A 14,874-nucleotide genomic window follows, 5' to 3' on the forward strand; every position below is an offset into this window, starting at 1 on the left:
CAATTATTTTTAACTGAAGATATGTTTTTTGAGTTAGTCATTCAAAGAGAAAACCGTGTGCTGAGAAGGGTTTATGGCTGCTTGAAAAATGCTCCTTGCAGCGTTAAATAATAATAATTAAGAGGTAACAAGCACTGTTGCAATTGAGGTGGTACCGCGTTTAGTAGCGTCCTCAAGTTTGCTGACAGTGTTTTTTATTTTATCAAAAAAGGAGAATATTAATGAAGAAACTGACAAGTTCTGAATTTAGACAAATGTTCTTGGACTTCTTTAAAGAACACGGCCATATGGTATTGCCGAGTCAATCACTGATTCCGCAAGATGACCCAACATTATTGTGGATTAACTCTGGAGTTGCCACAATGAAGAAGTATTTTGACGGCTCAGTTGTGCCCAAGAACCACCGAATTACTAGTTCACAAAAATCAATTAGAACTAACGACATTGAGAACGTTGGTAAAACCGCGCGTCACCAAACTTTCTTTGAAATGCTTGGTAATTTTTCGGTTGGTGACTACTTTAAGAAGGAAGCAATTCCGTGGGCTTGGGAGTTTTTAACTAGTCCTGACTGGTTAGGTTTAGATAAGGATAAACTGTACTGTACCGTTTATCCTAAAGATACCGAAGCACAAGAAATTTGGATGAAGACAGGGATGCCTGAAGACCACATTGTGAAGCTAGAAGAAAACTTCTGGGACATTGGTGAAGGCCCATGTGGTCCTGACTCCGAAATCTTTTATGACCGCGGTCAAGAAAATAACGATGTTGCAGAAGACGACCCAGAAAACTTCCCGGGTGGTGAAAATGCACGTTACCTTGAAATTTGGAACATTGTGTTCTCACAATATAACCACTTAGCTAATGGCAAATATGTTGATCAGCCTCATAAGAACATTGATACAGGGATGGGACTAGAACGGGTTCTGTCAATCTTGCAAGATGCACCAACTAACTTTGAAACCGACTTGTTCATGCCAATTATCCATGAAACTGAAAAAATGACGGCTGGCAAGAAGTATGAGATTGATGATGAAAACACGCCGGCATTCAAGATTATTGCCGACCACGTTAGAACCGTCAGCTTTGCGATTGCCGATGGTGCTTTGCCATCAAATACTGGTCGCGGCTATGTTTTACGTCGACTAATCCGTCGTGCAGACTTAAATGGTCAACGCTTGGGTATCAAGGGTGCTTTTCTTTATAAATTAGTGCCAGTTGTTGGTGAAATTATGCAGAGCCACTATCCAGAAGTGACAGAGCAAAAGAACTTTATTGCTAAGGTAATTAAGAATGAGGAAGAAAGATTCCAAGTAACGCTTGAATCTGGCTTGACTTTGCTTGATGACTTGATTGCAAAGGCGCAAAATTCTGCCGATAAAACTATTTCTGGTAAGGATGCCTTTAAGTTATTTGATACTTATGGTTTTCCTTATGAATTAACCTTTGAATCCGCTCAAGATGCCGGCTTAAAGATTGATAAGAAGGGCTTTGACACCGAAATGCAGGCGCAAAAAGACCGAGCACGTAATGCTCGTGGTGACTTGCAATCAATGGGTGCTCAAGATGTTACCTTAATGAATATTAAGGATAAGTCTGAATTTGAATATGGTGTTTATGAAGAAAAGCACGCTAAATTAATCGATATTATCGTTAATGATGAATTGGTTGACCAGACTGATAGTGAGACTGCTACTTTAATTTTTGATAAAACACCATTTTACGCAGAACGTGGTGGTCAAGTAGCTGATCACGGTGCAATTTACGATCAAGAAGGTGAACTTGTTGCCGAAGTAACCGACGTGCAACACGCACCAAACGACCAAAACATGCATTTTGTTCAAGTAGTTTTGCCACTTGTAAAGGGTCAAGAATACGTCTTGAAGATTGACCGTGACCGCCGCGAAGGCTTGCGCCACTCGCACTCAGCAACGCACTTGCTTCATGCAGCACTGCGCAGCATTTTGGGTGACCATACTCACCAAGCCGGTAGTTTAGTTGAACCTGACTATTTACGTTTTGACTTTACAGCCATTGAACCATTAACTGATAAGGAACTTAAGTCAGTCGAAGCTTTGGTCAACCAAAAGATTTGGGAAGCCTTAGATGTTAAGACGACAGTTACTGATGAAGAAACCGGTAAGAAGATGGGCGGGTTGGCCTTGTTCGACGGTAAATACGGCGATAAGGTCCGCGTTGTTCAAATGGGTGACTTCTCTAGTGAGTTCTGTGGTGGGACACACTGTGACAACACCAACCAAATCGGAATTTTCAAGATTACTTCCGAGTCAGCAGTTGGTGCCGGCGTCAGAAGAATTGAAGGGGTTATGTCTAAGAAGGCTTACGAATACTTAGCTGGACGGTCGAACTTACTCGATGATATTCAAGCAGAAGTTAAATCAACTAAGCCAGAAAACATTATCGATAAGATTGATAGCCTTGAAAAAGAACTGCATGACAGTCAAAAGCAAGTTGAAGATCTAAACTTGAAGATTAACCAAGCTAAGGCCGGTGAAATTTTTAATGATGTTGAACAAGCTGGCAATTTGACAGTTATTGCCAAGAAGGCTGACGTTAGCGGAATGAATGATTTGCGTGAACTTGCTGATACGTGGAAGAGTGGCAATAAGTCAGATGTCTTAGTCTTAGCAGCAGCTAATGATGGCAAGGCAAACATGATTATTAGTTTGAGTCAAAAGGCTTTAGACAAGGGCTTGAAGGCTGGCGACTTAATTAAGCAAGCTGCACCAATCTTTGGTGGTGGCGGCGGTGGCCGACCAAATATGGCTCAAGCTGGTGGTAAGAAGCCAGAAGGCCTTGACGATGCTATTAAGGCAGTTGTTGAAATAATTACTAAAAATTAATTGATTGAGTTTGAACTGTTTTTCAAGTAAAATTGTGTTAGGAGGAATGAAAATGAGTTCGCTAGATAAAACAATGCATTTTGATTTTAATCAAAATAAAGGCAAGAATGTTTATGATACTCTCCAAGATGTATATGATGCGCTTGAGGAAAAGGGCTATAATCCAATTAATCAGATTGTCGGCTACCTATTGTCTGGCGATCCAGCATACATTCCGCGGCACAATGACGCTCGTAATTTGATTTTGAAGCATGAGCGTGATGAAATTATTGAAGAACTTGTCAAAAGTTATCTTGGAAAAGACAAGTAATGCGTTTAATAGGTTTAGATATCGGGTCTAAGACGGTTGGCGTTGCCGTTAGCGATGAATTGGGGATTACTGCCCAAAAGGTAGAAACAATTCCAATTGATGAGGCTAAGTTTAGTTTTGGGATGCGCCCACTTAAAAAAATCGTGCGGCAATATGATGCGGATGGTTTTGTCTTGGGCTTACCCAAAAATATGGATGGTACATCTGGCAATTCGGTTGCGCGCAGTAAAGCTTATGGTGAGCGGTTGACTGCTAAGTTTGGCTTGCCCGTATATTATTCAGACGAGCGCCTGACAACGATTGAATCGCGTCGGGTCTTGATAGAAGAAGCTGGCATGCATGACCGCCACCAGCGCAAAGAAGTAATTGACCAAATGGCCGCTGTCTTGATTTTACAAAATTATTTAGACTTACACCGAAAGGATTAATATGACACAAGAAGTTCACGGTGATGACCGGCAAATTACCCTTGTTGATGACAAGGGTAATGAAGAATTATACGAAGTTTTATTTACATTTCATTCAGATGACTATGACAAGTCTTACATCTTACTTTATCCAGCTGCAGTAGGCGATGATGAAGAAGTTGAAGTTCAAGCATTTAGTTATGATGCTGATGATGCAGGCGATGTGACCAGCAGCGATTTGCACGAAATTGAATCAGACGACGAATGGAACATGGTTCAAGGGGTGTTGAATACTTTCTTGGATGATGACCGTTTAAGTGGTGAATAAAGAAGAAAGACTGGCTTAGCCAGTCTTTTTTTATTAATAGAGAAAAATAGACGACTAATGAATGACAAAATATTAAAAACGTTGGAATTTTCTAAAATTACGCAAAGGTTGGCAGATCAAGCAATTACGGCACCAGCTAAGGAGCGGGCAATAAACTTAAAGCCTAGTGGTGACTTTGCTCAAGTCGAATCATCTTTGAAGCAGACTTTGGCGTTAGTTAATTTATTGCGAATTAAGGGTCAATTGCCGCTGACCGATTTTGAGGATGTCCGTCCTAGTACCAAGCGTTTGCGGATCAAAGCTAATTTAAATGCTAAAGAGCTGGGGAATATCCTGCTTGTTTTGGTATTGGCCAATGAAGTTAATAGCTTTTTGGCAGATGTTAATGGCGAACAACTAAACTTAGAGGCAATTGCAGGAATTGCCTCTAAGTTAGATGTTCCCGAAATGTTATTGAACGAACTTAAACGCGCGCTTGACTTTGACGGTGAGATTTTGGATACGGCTTCAAGCAACTTGGCTCGCTTGCGCCACGACTTAAAGAGTAATGACGAAGAAATCAAGATGCGAATGGATGCTTATACTAAGGGCAGTAGCAGTAAATATTTATCAGAGCAGATCGTGACCATTCGTGATGACCGCTATGTTATTCCGGTTAAACAAGAATATCGGGCAAAATTTGGCGGTGTGGTTCATGATCAAAGTGCCAGTGGGCAGACTTTATTCGTGGAACCCGGTGCAGTTTTAAGTTTGAACAATCGCCAACAGAATTTATTGGCTCAAGAACGGCAAGAAATTCACCGCATTTTACGGCAATTATCAGACTTAGCACGTGAAGAAGTGGCGCGACTCGATGCAATTGCCACGGCCTTAACCGAACTGGACTTTTTGCAGGCTAAGGCACATCTAGCTCGGGCAATGAAAGCAACTGAACCAAAATTAAGTCGAAATCATGAATTGAATTTATTGCAGGCACGCCACCCGCTGATTGATCCAGATAAGGTCTTGCCTAATGATATTCGCTTGGGACTTGAATTTGATACGATGTTAATTACCGGTCCTAACACTGGTGGTAAAACAATTACGCTCAAGACAACTGGTCTTTTACAATTAATGGCACAAGCTGGTTTATTTATTCCAGCTGCTGAAGGCAGTCAGGTTGGCGTTTTTAAAGATATTTGTGCTGATATTGGTGATGAGCAGTCAATTGAGCAGTCGCTCAGTACTTTTTCATCGCACATCAACGATATTATTCAAATTATGAAAAAGGTTGACGATCAGACACTAGTTTTAATTGATGAAATTGGGGCTGGGACTGATCCAGAAGAAGGTGCCAGTCTGGCAATTAGTATTTTAGACTTTTTGCGTAAGAAAAAAGCTAAAATCATGGTCACAACGCACTATCCAGAATTAAAGCTGTACGGCTATAATCGCTCGCGGACAAGTAATGCATCGATGGAATTTGATGTGAAGACATTATCACCAACTTACCGTTTGCAGATTGGGATTCCTGGTCACAGTAATGCTTTTGCAATTGCGCGGCGGCTGGGAATGCGTGAGGATGTTGTTAAAATGGCGCAGGAATTGATGTTTGATGAAAATTCGGATATTAATACCATGATTGTGCGCTTAGACAAGCAGACTAAGGCAGCAACTGATGCTCGTAATCATTTGGAAAGTAGCCTTGACCGCAGTGAAAAGTTAGCGGAAAAATTGCAGCAGGCACTTGATTGGTATAATCAACGTGTGCAAAAGCAACTTGAGTTTGCGCAAGAACGGGCAAATGAGGTTGTTGCTAAAAAGCGCAAGAAAGCCGATCAAATTATTGCCAAGTTGGAAGAGCAGCACGGTAGTGTTAAGCAAAATGAGGTAATCGCTGCCAAGGGTGAATTTAACCAATTAGCAAAACAGGAAGAAAATCTGGCGCACAATAAGGTGTTGCAGCGTGAAAAGAAGCGGCATCATGTTACAGTTGGCGATCGGGTTAAAGTTTTGTCTTATGGTCAAGTGGGAACAATTACTAAACGCCTAGGTGAGCACCAATATGAAGTGCAAATGGGGATTATTAAGGTTAAAGTTAGTGATCGCGATGTTGAAAAGATTTCGGGTGAAATTAAGACTAAACCACAAAAAACGGTACGTGCCACTAGTGCTAATCGTCGCAGCAATGCTCGTAGTGAACTTGACTTGCGCGGTCAACGCTATGAGGAAGCTATGACCAATCTTGATCGCTATCTTGATTCGGTTTTGTTAGCTGGACTTGATGTTGTGACAATTATTCATGGTATTGGTACTGGAGCTATTCGTAAGGGTGTTTGGCAATATTTGGCTTCTAGCAACCATGTTAAGAGTTATAATTATGCGCCAGCAAACGAAGGTGGCAATGGCGCAACAATTGTTCATTTAAAGTAAAGCACTTGTAAAAAGTAAGTCAGCTTGCTATACTAAAATCATTAAGAGATAACGTAAGTTTATGTAGGAGGTATTTTCATGGTTGATGAATTAACAGATGAAAATTTTGAAGAAGAAACTAAAGATGGTGTTGTTTTAACAGACTTTTGGGCAACTTGGTGTGGTCCATGTAAGATGCAATCACCAGTTGTTGAGCAATTGGCTGAGGAACGTCAAGACGTTAAGTTCACTAAGATGGACGTTGATCAAAATAAAGAAACGCCAAGCGCTTTAGGAATTATGGCGATTCCAACAATGATTATTAAAAAAGATGGTAAGATTGTTGATCGGTTGACCGGTTATACACCAAAGCCAAAGCTTGACCAAATCTTAAGTCAATATACTGATTAGTAAGAAAGAGCCTCCCGCAAAAGCGGGAAGCTCTTTTTTTGTTATGTTATTTTTCTTTTAAGAGGTCACGAATTTCACGTAAGTAATCGTCAGTTGTCGGTCCAGCTGGTGCCTCTTTTTCTGGTTGATGCTTAGTTAGTCGGTTAATTCCCTTAACTAAGAGGAATACGATGATTGCAATAATTAAAAAGTTAATTACTGTATTGATAAAGGCGCCGTATTTAAAAGTTGCGCCGCCAACTCGTAAAACTAGATTTGAAAGGTCAATTTTGCCAATAAATAATCCAATTAGTGGATTAATCAAGTTGTTGACCAGAGAATTGACGATATTGGTAAAGGCACCACCGATAATTACACCAACGGCCAAATCAATGACGTTGCCGCGTTGAATAAATTCTTTAAATTCTTTAAGCATTTTTGTCCTCCTATATACCTTAATCATAGGTCAAGATGACAAAGAAGTGGTAAAAAATAGATTAGATTGCTACTGAAAAATATATTTGTACTATACAATTATTGATAGTTTCTTACTAAGAAGGAGACTTAGCACAACTGCTGTGATTGCCGCAATTGAAAAAGGAAAGCCCACTAAATATTGCAATAATAGTTTGTAAATAATCAAAAAGCATCTTAAATAAAGAATTTAACATAAAATTATTCATGTTTTGCTCAAAATAAGTGTAAAAATAGTCATAGTAATTAAGCATATGACTTAACAAAAGTGGTTAATCAAATTGAGCAATTAATTGGACCTTTTGCTTTTTTTCATCAATGTTCACGTCACATTCAGTAATACGGCCGTTTTGCTTTTGCATTGCCTCGGCGACGATACCAGCCTCAAGCGAAAATTCGTGACTGTCACTATTCAGGCGGTCGATGACAGTTTGACCACTTAATTCAAAAATGATTGTTGCCCGCTTTTCTTTAATTTTAGTTAAAGTACCAAATTCAGCTGTCGCAAAAAAGCTATTGACGTCTTCATAGGAGGCTAAATCATATTTGCGGGCGACGCGCTTACCGGCCCAATATAAGATAGCGTCATCGTCATCGCCTAAGATTTGCGGTAAGATGAAGTCACGGTACAATTGATTAATAAAATATACGTGTTCGCTTTGCTCATTATTTTGCATAAAGTATTCATCCCTTTTATTCTTTTCTATTTTACCGTAAAATTGATAAGTAGAAAACTTTTAGGGAGAATTTTGTATGATGAACAATCGTCCAGTTGGTCTGTTAGATTCCGGTGTTGGTGGGTTAAGTGTCGTAAAAAAAGTACTGCAAAAAATGCCGCATGAATCAACGGTTTTTATTGGGGATAATGCCAACATTCCTTATGGCGACAAGTCACAAGCAGACATTATTGACCTTACGCGGCAAAGTGTTAAGTTTTTATTAAGTAAAAACGTTAAGCTAATTATTTTTGCCTGCAATACTGCAACAGCTGCCGCAATGACTGCTATTCAACAAGAAGTTGACCAACAAATTGTTGGTGTTATCCAATCTGGGGGACTTCTGGCGGCACAAACAACGCAAAACAAAAAAGTTGCCGTGGTGGCAACGAACTATACGATTTCTCACCACGCTTATCAACAAGAAATTAACTTTCGTGATCCTGAAATTAAGGTAACTGAATTAGCTGCACCCAAGTTGGTGCCGCTAATTGAGCAAGATGCTGATGAGGCGACTTGCCTTGAAGCAGTTAAATCAACTTTAGCTCCGATTATGACGCAGGAATTTGATACGTTAGTTTTGGGGTGTACCCATTATCCATTAATTAAGGCTCAGTTTGCCCAAGCTCTTGGGGATAAAGTTAAGTTGGTTGATCCGGCTGATCAAGTAGCACAATACACGGCAAACGTTATGGAACGCGATGGTTTACTAAGTACAGCTGATAATGAACCGACACATGAATATTACACAACTGGTGATGTAGCAATGTTTAATGAATTGGGCAGCAAATTTTTAAACGATCCGGCATTTAGGGCGCGACATTTGATTAAGGGAGAAGATTACTGATGAAAGAAATTCTATTTGCGACGACTAATCAAGGTAAAGTTAAAGAGTTGCGTGGGGCCTTTGCACAGGCAGGGATTGAAGCTGTGATTAAAACTAATGCGGACTTGGACAATCCACCAATTGTGGATGAATACGGCACAACTTTTGAACAAAATGCCAAGCTCAAGGCACACGAACTTGCTGACTTTAGTGGAATGACTACAATTGCCGATGATTCTGGGTTAATGGTTGATGCGCTTGACGGCGCCCCAGGAGTGCATTCTGCGCGTTATGCTGGTGAAGGTCATAATGATGCCCAGAATAATGCAAAATTATTGGCAGAGCTTGGCGGTGTTCCACAAGAAAAAAGAACAGCCAAGTTTAATACAACGATTGTTGCTTCAATGCCAGGTCAGTTTGACCATGATCTTGTAGTTGATGGTCAATGTGCTGGGCAGATTCTGGCAGCACCCCGCGGCGAAGATGGCTTTGGCTATGATCCGCTATTTTATGTACCAGAAACGGGTAAAACTTTTGCGCAAATGACTTTGGATGAAAAAAATAGCCTGTCGCATCGCGGCCGGGCAATTGTTAAGTTGCTTGCAGCATGGCCGGAATGGTTGGCACAATTTAATTAATTAAAAAAGGTTAACTCAATGTAAGTGAGTTAACCTTTTTCTATCCTGCTAAAGTGATCTTGTTGTCTTGTAAAATCTTGAGATAAGCCGCTAAGTAAATATCCTGCACGTCTTTTTCTCTGCCGGGTTTAACTTGGAAGTGGATCACATAGTTGACGGTTTTTGCAGTTTGGCTAGTGATGCCGATAATCTTAGGTCCTTGCACTAACGTCTTTTTAGCAAGCCCGACCTGATTATTTGCCTGTTTAATCAGCGCGCGAACCTTGTTAAAGTCATTTTGGACATTTAATTGCAAGGTAATATCAAGGCCAATGCCGCCGTGAGCCAGATTTTGCACAATTGAAATATTGCGGTTAGGAATGTAGATAATGGATCCGTCAGTGCCCTTGAGCCGCGTGGTTCTAAGTCCCAACTGAACCACAGTACCCGTTTGATTATTAATTTGGACAATATCGCCGACGTCAAATTGGTCTTCACTTAGAATGAAAAAGCCGTTAACTAAGTCGCTGACAAAGCCTTGTGCGCCCATTCCTAAAGCTAGGGAAAAGATGCCGGCACTTGCTAAAAGAGTCCCAATTGGAATCCCCAAAATCGATAAAACTCCAAATAAGTAAAAGAAAATTACGGTATAGCTAAAAATACTATTTATTAAAGCAGCTACGGTTCTAGTACGCTTATTTTGGGGTCGTTTACTATGCTTTAAATAATGGTTTATAATTCTTTTGCCGCAGTAGTCAATGATATAAAAGATTGCTGTTGATAAGACTAGCTGCCAGATTACAGTTAGCAAATGTTCACCGATACTGTCCCAGTTTAATTTTAAAAACTGTCGATTTATTTTAAGTAAATTATTCATTGGGTTTACCTTTCATGGATGTACATTAACTATAACAAAATATTTACATATCGGTTGAGATTAAAGTGTTTACATGCTAGACTTTTTTTAGAAGCAAAATTGGAGGTAGAAGATGGAAATTTCCTATGGTGCGCTAGCAGGCTTAATTGCTGCTGTTGCATTACTAATTTTAGTACTTTTCGCTATTCCGGTGCTGGTTCGTGCCGCAAAGGCTACTAAAGAAGCAAAGAAAACAATTCAAATTGCGAATGAGTCAATCCAGCAAGTTGCCAAAGATGTTGATGGCTTGCTCGACCAAACAAATGATTTGCTTGACAAGACCAATGTCTTGCTAGCTGATGTTAATGTCAAGATGAAGACCTTAGATCCAGTTGTTCAAGCAGCTGCAGATTTAGGTGAAAGTGTCTCAGATGTTAATGCTTCTTCGCGGAAAATGGCAAAGCGGTTCAGCAGTGTTCATTTTAAGCGTAATGGGGCTGTTTCTTCTGCTTTAACAGCAATGTTTGCACGGCGCAAGCGTCGTAAAGGTGAAGATTAAGTAAAAGGAGTTACTTTTATGAAAAAATTTACAAGTTTTTTATTTGGTACAATCGTTGGTTGTGCCGCAGGATTTGTTGCAGGATCATTGTTTGTCACTGATGATCAAGTTGACGATTTAAAGAATAAAGTTAAGAATAACGATACTGTTCAAGACTTGAAGAAGAAATATGACAACGGTACCGAAGTTGTTAAGAATCAATTAGCATCATTTCCTAAGAATGTTGAAGATGATTCTGAATTAAAAGATTTCGATGATATTGTGATTGACGATTCGAATGAAAATGTTGCTCAAAGTGACAATGCGGAAAACACAGTTGCTGATTTGCACGATGCCGAAAACGACACTGATGTTGAATCACCAATTTATCCACAAGAATAAATAATGTTAATAAAAAAGCACCAGACAGATTTTTCTGCCTGGTGCTTTTTATTTGATAATTAATCTTTAAGTGGTAAAACTTTCAATTCCTTATCAGTGTGGGTGAATGGTTGGTAGCCGTCTTTAGTAACAACGCCGCAATCTTCAATTCTTACACCAGCAACACCGGGGATGTAAATACCAGGTTCAATTGAGAAGCACATGCCTTCTTCAATGATTAAATCATTGCCTTGAACAATTGATGGGTACTCGTGCACGTCCTTACCAATTCCGTGGCCAAGTCTGTGGATAAAGTATTCACCATAACCGGCCTTGGTAATAATATCTCGTGCAACGCCGTCAAGTTCTGAAGCAGTCATTCCGGGACGAACGGCATCAATTGCAGCTTGTTGGGCCTCGCGATCGATTTCGTAAATTTCCCGTTCCTTTGCGCTAGGTTCACCGTAAGCAACAGTTCGACTTGAGTCAGAAGCATAGCCGTTGTGCATTGTTCCGAGGTCAAACAAGATTAATTCGTTTGGCTTAATTTTGGTCATTGATGGCCCAAGGTGAGGATTGGCGGCATTAGCGCCAGCTTGCACAATGGTTTCAAAACTTTCGTGCATGACACCTTTTTGTAATTTTAATTGGTAGTCAATTTGACCAGCAATATAACGTTCAGTTACACCAGTTCTGATGGCATCAAATCCAATTTGAAAAGCAAAGTCGGCTTCACGACCAGCAGCCTGCAATTCCTTAATTTCACTAGGAGTCTTGTATAACCGGATTTTAGCGATAAAGTTGGAAACGTCCCCGCTAAAATCGGCATCTGAAAATTGTTCATGGATTAATTGATAATGGGCAACAGATAAATTATTTTTCTCTAGAGCCCACTTGTGATATTCACTCGTTCTGTTTTTAACTTTGTCAGCAATAATTGCCCAAGGATCTTCTGAATCGAGGTAACCATAAACGTCGCCATCCCAAGCAGAATTTTTGGCTTCTTCGACATTTAATGCGGGGACGAAAACGAAGGGATCGCTGTCTTTAAAGGCAAGTAGAGCAAAAATACGTTCATGGGGTTCCATCTCGTAGCCAGTGAAATATGCAATAGTAATTGGATTAGAAATGTAAGCTACATCATTACCAGAGCTTTGTAGCCATTCTTGTAATTTATTTAAATTCATCTTAATGTTCCTTTCAAAATAAATCTTAATCATGAAAAGTATATCATGTTCTAAGTGTGAAAAAATGAAAGAATAGTTGTAAACGTTTGCACTTTTTTGCAATTCATGGTAAATTCTATATTGAGAATTTTTACGGAGGAACGAAGGATGCGTAAACAAGATATTACAATTTATGACGTTGCTCGCGAAGCTGAAGTCTCAATGGCGACAGTCTCACGGGTTGTTAATGGCAATACAAATGTGCGTAAAGACACGCGTGAACGGGTTATGGCGGTTATTAATCGCCTGCATTATCAACCAAATGCTGTTGCTCAAGGCCTAGCTTCTAAACGGACAACAACTGTTGGGTTGATTGTGCCGGACTTAACCAACTTGTACTTTGCAGAATTATCAAAAGGGATTGATGACATTGCTTTGCTATACAAGTACAATATTATTATTACAAGTATTGAAAATCGCTTAATGCGTGAAGACCAAGCAATCCAAGGTTTGCTAAATAAGCAGGTTGATGGGGTAATTTACATGTCAAATTGCTTACCAAAAGAAGCAGTTGAAGCATTTAAGCGTACCGACACGCCAGTAGTTTTAGCAGGAACAAGGGACAATCACAAGGAATTTCCGTCAGTGACGATTGATTACCGTAAAGCTGATACCGAAGCATTGAACTTACTGTACAATGATGGCAAACGTAATTTAGCCTTGGTTGTTGGGGATGCCGATGCTGTTGTTAATGCTGAGTGTCGGATTCCAGCTTACAAGGAATTTATGGCAGAACACCACTTGGGTGAAGGCCGGGTTTACGAGAATATTAAGGACCATTCAGATGGCTATAACTTGTATTCACGTTTGCTTCAAGACGGTGTTGACGGCGTAGTTGTTACTCGCGATATTACTGCCGTTGGTATTTTAAACTCAGCGATTGATGCTGGTAAGAAAGTGCCGGAAGACCTAGAAATTATTACGGCAAGTGCAACTCAAATCGCTTCGGTTGTGCGACCAGCGTTAACCGCAATTCGTCAGCCATTATATGACATGGGTGCTGTTGCGATGAGAATGTTGACCAAGTTGATGAACAACGAGGAAGTAACGGATACGCAGATTGAGTTACCATACGAATTATTGAAGAAGCAAAGTACGAGCAACCAATAATTTTAAGCATAGAAAAACTTTAAGCATAGAAAAACGATTCACAGTTTAGTGAATCGCTTTTTTGTTAGTGAATTATTTGTATGGTGGCTTTAATCAGCTCTGGAGTAGTCTTAATTCGCGGCGCCATCTGTGGTAAGTAAGCTGTTAGCGCAATATTATGATAGCGACTTATGCGCGGTAATTGGCGGTAGCTTTCCCAACTTTGTTGATCAAAAAAGCCGTAAAACAAAATATCTTGAGCCTTGACCCAGCCTAATCTAGTATAAAGCCATAGACTTTTAGGACTGCCGTTAAAATTAGCAATCTTAAGGAGTGTATTAGCTGGCAAGGTTTTATCAGTCTTTGATTGATTATCAGGCAGGCGGTAGATTGGCACCTGTTTTTGCGGTTTAGCGATGATTTGCTTATCCTGATAAGGTGCAATGTCGCGAGCGGTTAAGTCGAGGTTGACAAATTCAGCTGAGATAAAAGTTTGGTCAGCAACCTGATAATACAGTTGGTTATGAGCGCGGACGCCATACATGACGTTGAGCTTTTGTCCAGGATGAATGTACTTGTGCTGCTTAATGCGGACGTATGGGTTCATCATGATTGGCGTTTTGCTTTTACCAAAATAAACGCCGCTGCGGTGAATATCGTACTTACTGGTGCCTTCTTTGGCTAGTTTATATTTAAAACCGGTAGTCGGATAATTAGTGACCACGCCGTCAACGTTTTTATTAATTAGCCAGTGCCAAAGAGTAGGTGACTCATCCATTTCCGCCCAAACATACACCTGCTTATTAAGTAAGTGCAGCCAGTGTATCAGCCAAGAATGCTCTTGAATAACGTCGGATGACACGTTGACTGCGTTAACTTGCGGCAAATTGCTGAAATTCATGCGTTTGAGACTGCCAACAAGCAAAATCAAATATGCATCTGGCATTAGTGACCGCAGATGAAACAGACTAGCTGCCGAAAAAGAATGGATCATAACGCGATTTTGCATGTGGTATTTTTTAATTGTTTGCGCAATTTCATCTTCTAATTGGTAAGATGGATCGACGGAGTGGTCTACCTTGGTTTCTAAAACAAATTTTGTATTTGGCCGCTTTTGGTAATGCTCAAAGAGTTGGTCCAAGCTAAGTACATGTTCACCGTTATCATATGTTAATTGGCTAAGTGTTTGCCAAGTATTTTGTGATACAATTGCATGTGTATGAGTAACTCGAAATAAATCATCATCATGTGAGACAACTAAAACTCCGTCTGAAGACAGATGCAGGTCGAGTTCAACGTAATCGGCTCCAGAATTGAAGGCCGAGTCGTCACTCTGAATTGTTTCTTCAGGGTATTTGCTCGGATCGCCTCTGTGACCGACAACGGTAAAGCCGCTGGTTATGACAAAGATTAAGCTAAAAAAAAGAGCCAGAATTAGATGGCTATATCGTTTCATGTGTACAC

16 protein-coding genes are annotated in these 14,874 nt (G+C 40.2%); 11 read left to right on the forward strand and 5 right to left on the reverse strand.

The window, feature by feature from the left end:
- Positions 1-221: 221 nt before the first annotated feature.
- From alaS to trxA, 6 genes are all read left to right on the forward strand, one after another.
- Positions 222-2,861, forward strand: coding sequence for an alanine--tRNA ligase (alaS, locus tag OZX76_RS01910; protein WP_277180497.1), 2,640 nt, complete (start codon positions 222-224; stop codon positions 2,859-2,861).
- 52 nt (positions 2,862-2,913) lie between these two features.
- Positions 2,914-3,171 carry an IreB family regulatory phosphoprotein gene (locus OZX76_RS01915; protein WP_212781015.1) on the forward strand — a complete coding sequence of 86 codons (258 nt, stop codon included), beginning with the start codon at positions 2,914-2,916 and terminating at the stop codon, positions 3,169-3,171.
- The gene (gene ruvX, locus OZX76_RS01920; protein WP_277180499.1) at positions 3,171-3,599 is read left to right on the forward strand and encodes a Holliday junction resolvase RuvX; all 429 of its coding nucleotides are present in this window, start codon (positions 3,171-3,173) and stop codon (positions 3,597-3,599) included. Before OZX76_RS01915 ends, ruvX begins: the two co-directional genes overlap by 1 nt.
- A 1-nt stretch (position 3,600) precedes the next feature.
- Positions 3,601-3,906 (forward strand): DUF1292 domain-containing protein, encoded by a 306-nt coding sequence (locus OZX76_RS01925; protein ID WP_277134296.1) that lies wholly within the window; start codon positions 3,601-3,603, stop codon positions 3,904-3,906.
- A gap of 57 nt (positions 3,907-3,963) precedes the next feature.
- Entirely contained in the window at positions 3,964-6,318 is a 2,355-nt protein-coding gene (locus OZX76_RS01930; protein WP_277180501.1) for an endonuclease MutS2, read from the forward strand.
- Between the two features lie 78 nt (positions 6,319-6,396).
- A complete protein-coding gene (gene trxA / locus OZX76_RS01935; protein ID WP_277180503.1) occupies positions 6,397-6,708 on the forward strand; it encodes a thioredoxin in 312 nt (103 codons plus the stop codon).
- 46 nt (positions 6,709-6,754) lie between these two features.
- Here the strand turns inward: trxA and mscL are convergent, their stop codons facing one another.
- Both mscL and OZX76_RS01945 read right to left on the reverse strand, forming a co-directional pair.
- Positions 6,755-7,123 (reverse strand): large-conductance mechanosensitive channel protein MscL, encoded by a 369-nt coding sequence (gene mscL / locus OZX76_RS01940; RefSeq protein WP_277180505.1) that lies wholly within the window; start codon positions 7,121-7,123, stop codon positions 6,755-6,757.
- 310 nt (positions 7,124-7,433) lie between these two features.
- Complete coding sequence (locus OZX76_RS01945) at positions 7,434-7,838, reverse strand: YslB family protein (RefSeq protein ID WP_277180507.1); 405 nt, start codon at positions 7,836-7,838, stop codon at positions 7,434-7,436.
- A gap of 79 nt (positions 7,839-7,917) precedes the next feature.
- On the opposite strand from OZX76_RS01945, the gene murI reads away from it, so the two are divergent.
- Complete coding sequence (gene murI / locus OZX76_RS01950) at positions 7,918-8,724, forward strand: glutamate racemase (protein WP_277181463.1); 807 nt, start codon at positions 7,918-7,920, stop codon at positions 8,722-8,724.
- Positions 8,721-9,341 (forward strand): XTP/dITP diphosphatase, encoded by a 621-nt coding sequence (locus OZX76_RS01955; protein WP_277181466.1) that lies wholly within the window; start codon positions 8,721-8,723, stop codon positions 9,339-9,341. The genes murI and OZX76_RS01955 overlap by 4 nt, the downstream gene beginning before the upstream one ends.
- Before the next feature lie 40 nt (positions 9,342-9,381).
- Here OZX76_RS01955 and OZX76_RS01960 read toward each other — a convergent pair whose 3' ends face one another.
- Positions 9,382-10,197 (reverse strand): mechanosensitive ion channel family protein, encoded by an 816-nt coding sequence (locus tag OZX76_RS01960; protein ID WP_277180509.1) that lies wholly within the window; start codon positions 10,195-10,197, stop codon positions 9,382-9,384.
- Between the two features lie 112 nt (positions 10,198-10,309).
- On the opposite strand from OZX76_RS01960, the gene OZX76_RS01965 reads away from it, so the two are divergent.
- Positions 10,310-10,735, forward strand: a complete 426-nt coding sequence (locus OZX76_RS01965; RefSeq protein WP_277144135.1) for a DUF948 domain-containing protein — start codon at positions 10,310-10,312, stop codon at positions 10,733-10,735.
- Positions 10,736-10,753: 18 nt separating this feature from the next.
- Complete coding sequence (locus tag OZX76_RS01970; protein ID WP_277180511.1) at positions 10,754-11,116, forward strand: DUF1269 domain-containing family protein; 363 nt, start codon at positions 10,754-10,756, stop codon at positions 11,114-11,116.
- A gap of 59 nt (positions 11,117-11,175) precedes the next feature.
- Here the strand turns inward: OZX76_RS01970 and OZX76_RS01975 are convergent, their stop codons facing one another.
- Complete coding sequence (locus OZX76_RS01975) at positions 11,176-12,282, reverse strand: Xaa-Pro peptidase family protein (protein ID WP_277180513.1); 1,107 nt, start codon at positions 12,280-12,282, stop codon at positions 11,176-11,178.
- 147 nt (positions 12,283-12,429) lie between these two features.
- On the opposite strand from OZX76_RS01975, the gene OZX76_RS01980 reads away from it, so the two are divergent.
- Positions 12,430-13,431 carry a substrate-binding domain-containing protein gene (locus OZX76_RS01980; protein WP_277180515.1) on the forward strand — a complete coding sequence of 334 codons (1,002 nt, stop codon included), beginning with the start codon at positions 12,430-12,432 and terminating at the stop codon, positions 13,429-13,431.
- Between the two features lie 64 nt (positions 13,432-13,495).
- Here OZX76_RS01980 and OZX76_RS01985 read toward each other — a convergent pair whose 3' ends face one another.
- Positions 13,496-14,866 carry a glycerophosphodiester phosphodiesterase gene (locus OZX76_RS01985; RefSeq protein WP_277180517.1) on the reverse strand — a complete coding sequence of 457 codons (1,371 nt, stop codon included), beginning with the start codon at positions 14,864-14,866 and terminating at the stop codon, positions 13,496-13,498.
- Positions 14,867-14,874 lie beyond the last annotated feature (8 nt).

The sequence above is a fragment of the Lactobacillus sp. ESL0677 genome, assembly GCF_029392875.1.
In the GTDB taxonomy this organism is placed as follows: Bacteria; Bacillota; Bacilli; order Lactobacillales; family Lactobacillaceae; genus Lactobacillus.

Excerpts from the sequence above, each read along its gene's own strand:
- mscL (WP_277180505.1), bottom strand. The coding sequence starts at position 7,123 with ATGCTTAAAGAATTTAAAGAATTTATTCAACGCGGCAACGTCATTGAT.
- OZX76_RS01980 (WP_277180515.1), top strand. The coding sequence starts at position 12,430 with ATGCGTAAACAAGATATTACAATTTATGACGTTGCTCGCGAAGCTGAA.
- OZX76_RS01945 (WP_277180507.1), bottom strand. The coding sequence starts at position 7,838 with ATGCAAAATAATGAGCAAAGCGAACACGTATATTTTATTAATCAATTG.
- trxA (WP_277180503.1), top strand. The coding sequence starts at position 6,397 with ATGGTTGATGAATTAACAGATGAAAATTTTGAAGAAGAAACTAAAGAT.
- ruvX (WP_277180499.1), top strand. The coding sequence starts at position 3,171 with ATGCGTTTAATAGGTTTAGATATCGGGTCTAAGACGGTTGGCGTTGCC.
- OZX76_RS01985 (WP_277180517.1), bottom strand. The coding sequence starts at position 14,866 with ATGAAACGATATAGCCATCTAATTCTGGCTCTTTTTTTTAGCTTAATC.
- OZX76_RS01975 (WP_277180513.1), bottom strand. The coding sequence starts at position 12,282 with ATGAATTTAAATAAATTACAAGAATGGCTACAAAGCTCTGGTAATGAT.
- OZX76_RS01925 (WP_277134296.1), top strand. The coding sequence starts at position 3,601 with ATGACACAAGAAGTTCACGGTGATGACCGGCAAATTACCCTTGTTGAT.
- murI (WP_277181463.1), top strand. The coding sequence starts at position 7,918 with ATGAACAATCGTCCAGTTGGTCTGTTAGATTCCGGTGTTGGTGGGTTA.
- OZX76_RS01915 (WP_212781015.1), top strand. The coding sequence starts at position 2,914 with ATGAGTTCGCTAGATAAAACAATGCATTTTGATTTTAATCAAAATAAA.
- OZX76_RS01970 (WP_277180511.1), top strand. The coding sequence starts at position 10,754 with ATGAAAAAATTTACAAGTTTTTTATTTGGTACAATCGTTGGTTGTGCC.
- OZX76_RS01960 (WP_277180509.1), bottom strand. The coding sequence starts at position 10,197 with ATGAATAATTTACTTAAAATAAATCGACAGTTTTTAAAATTAAACTGG.
- alaS (WP_277180497.1), top strand. The coding sequence starts at position 222 with ATGAAGAAACTGACAAGTTCTGAATTTAGACAAATGTTCTTGGACTTC.
- OZX76_RS01930 (WP_277180501.1), top strand. The coding sequence starts at position 3,964 with ATGAATGACAAAATATTAAAAACGTTGGAATTTTCTAAAATTACGCAA.
- OZX76_RS01965 (WP_277144135.1), top strand. The coding sequence starts at position 10,310 with ATGGAAATTTCCTATGGTGCGCTAGCAGGCTTAATTGCTGCTGTTGCA.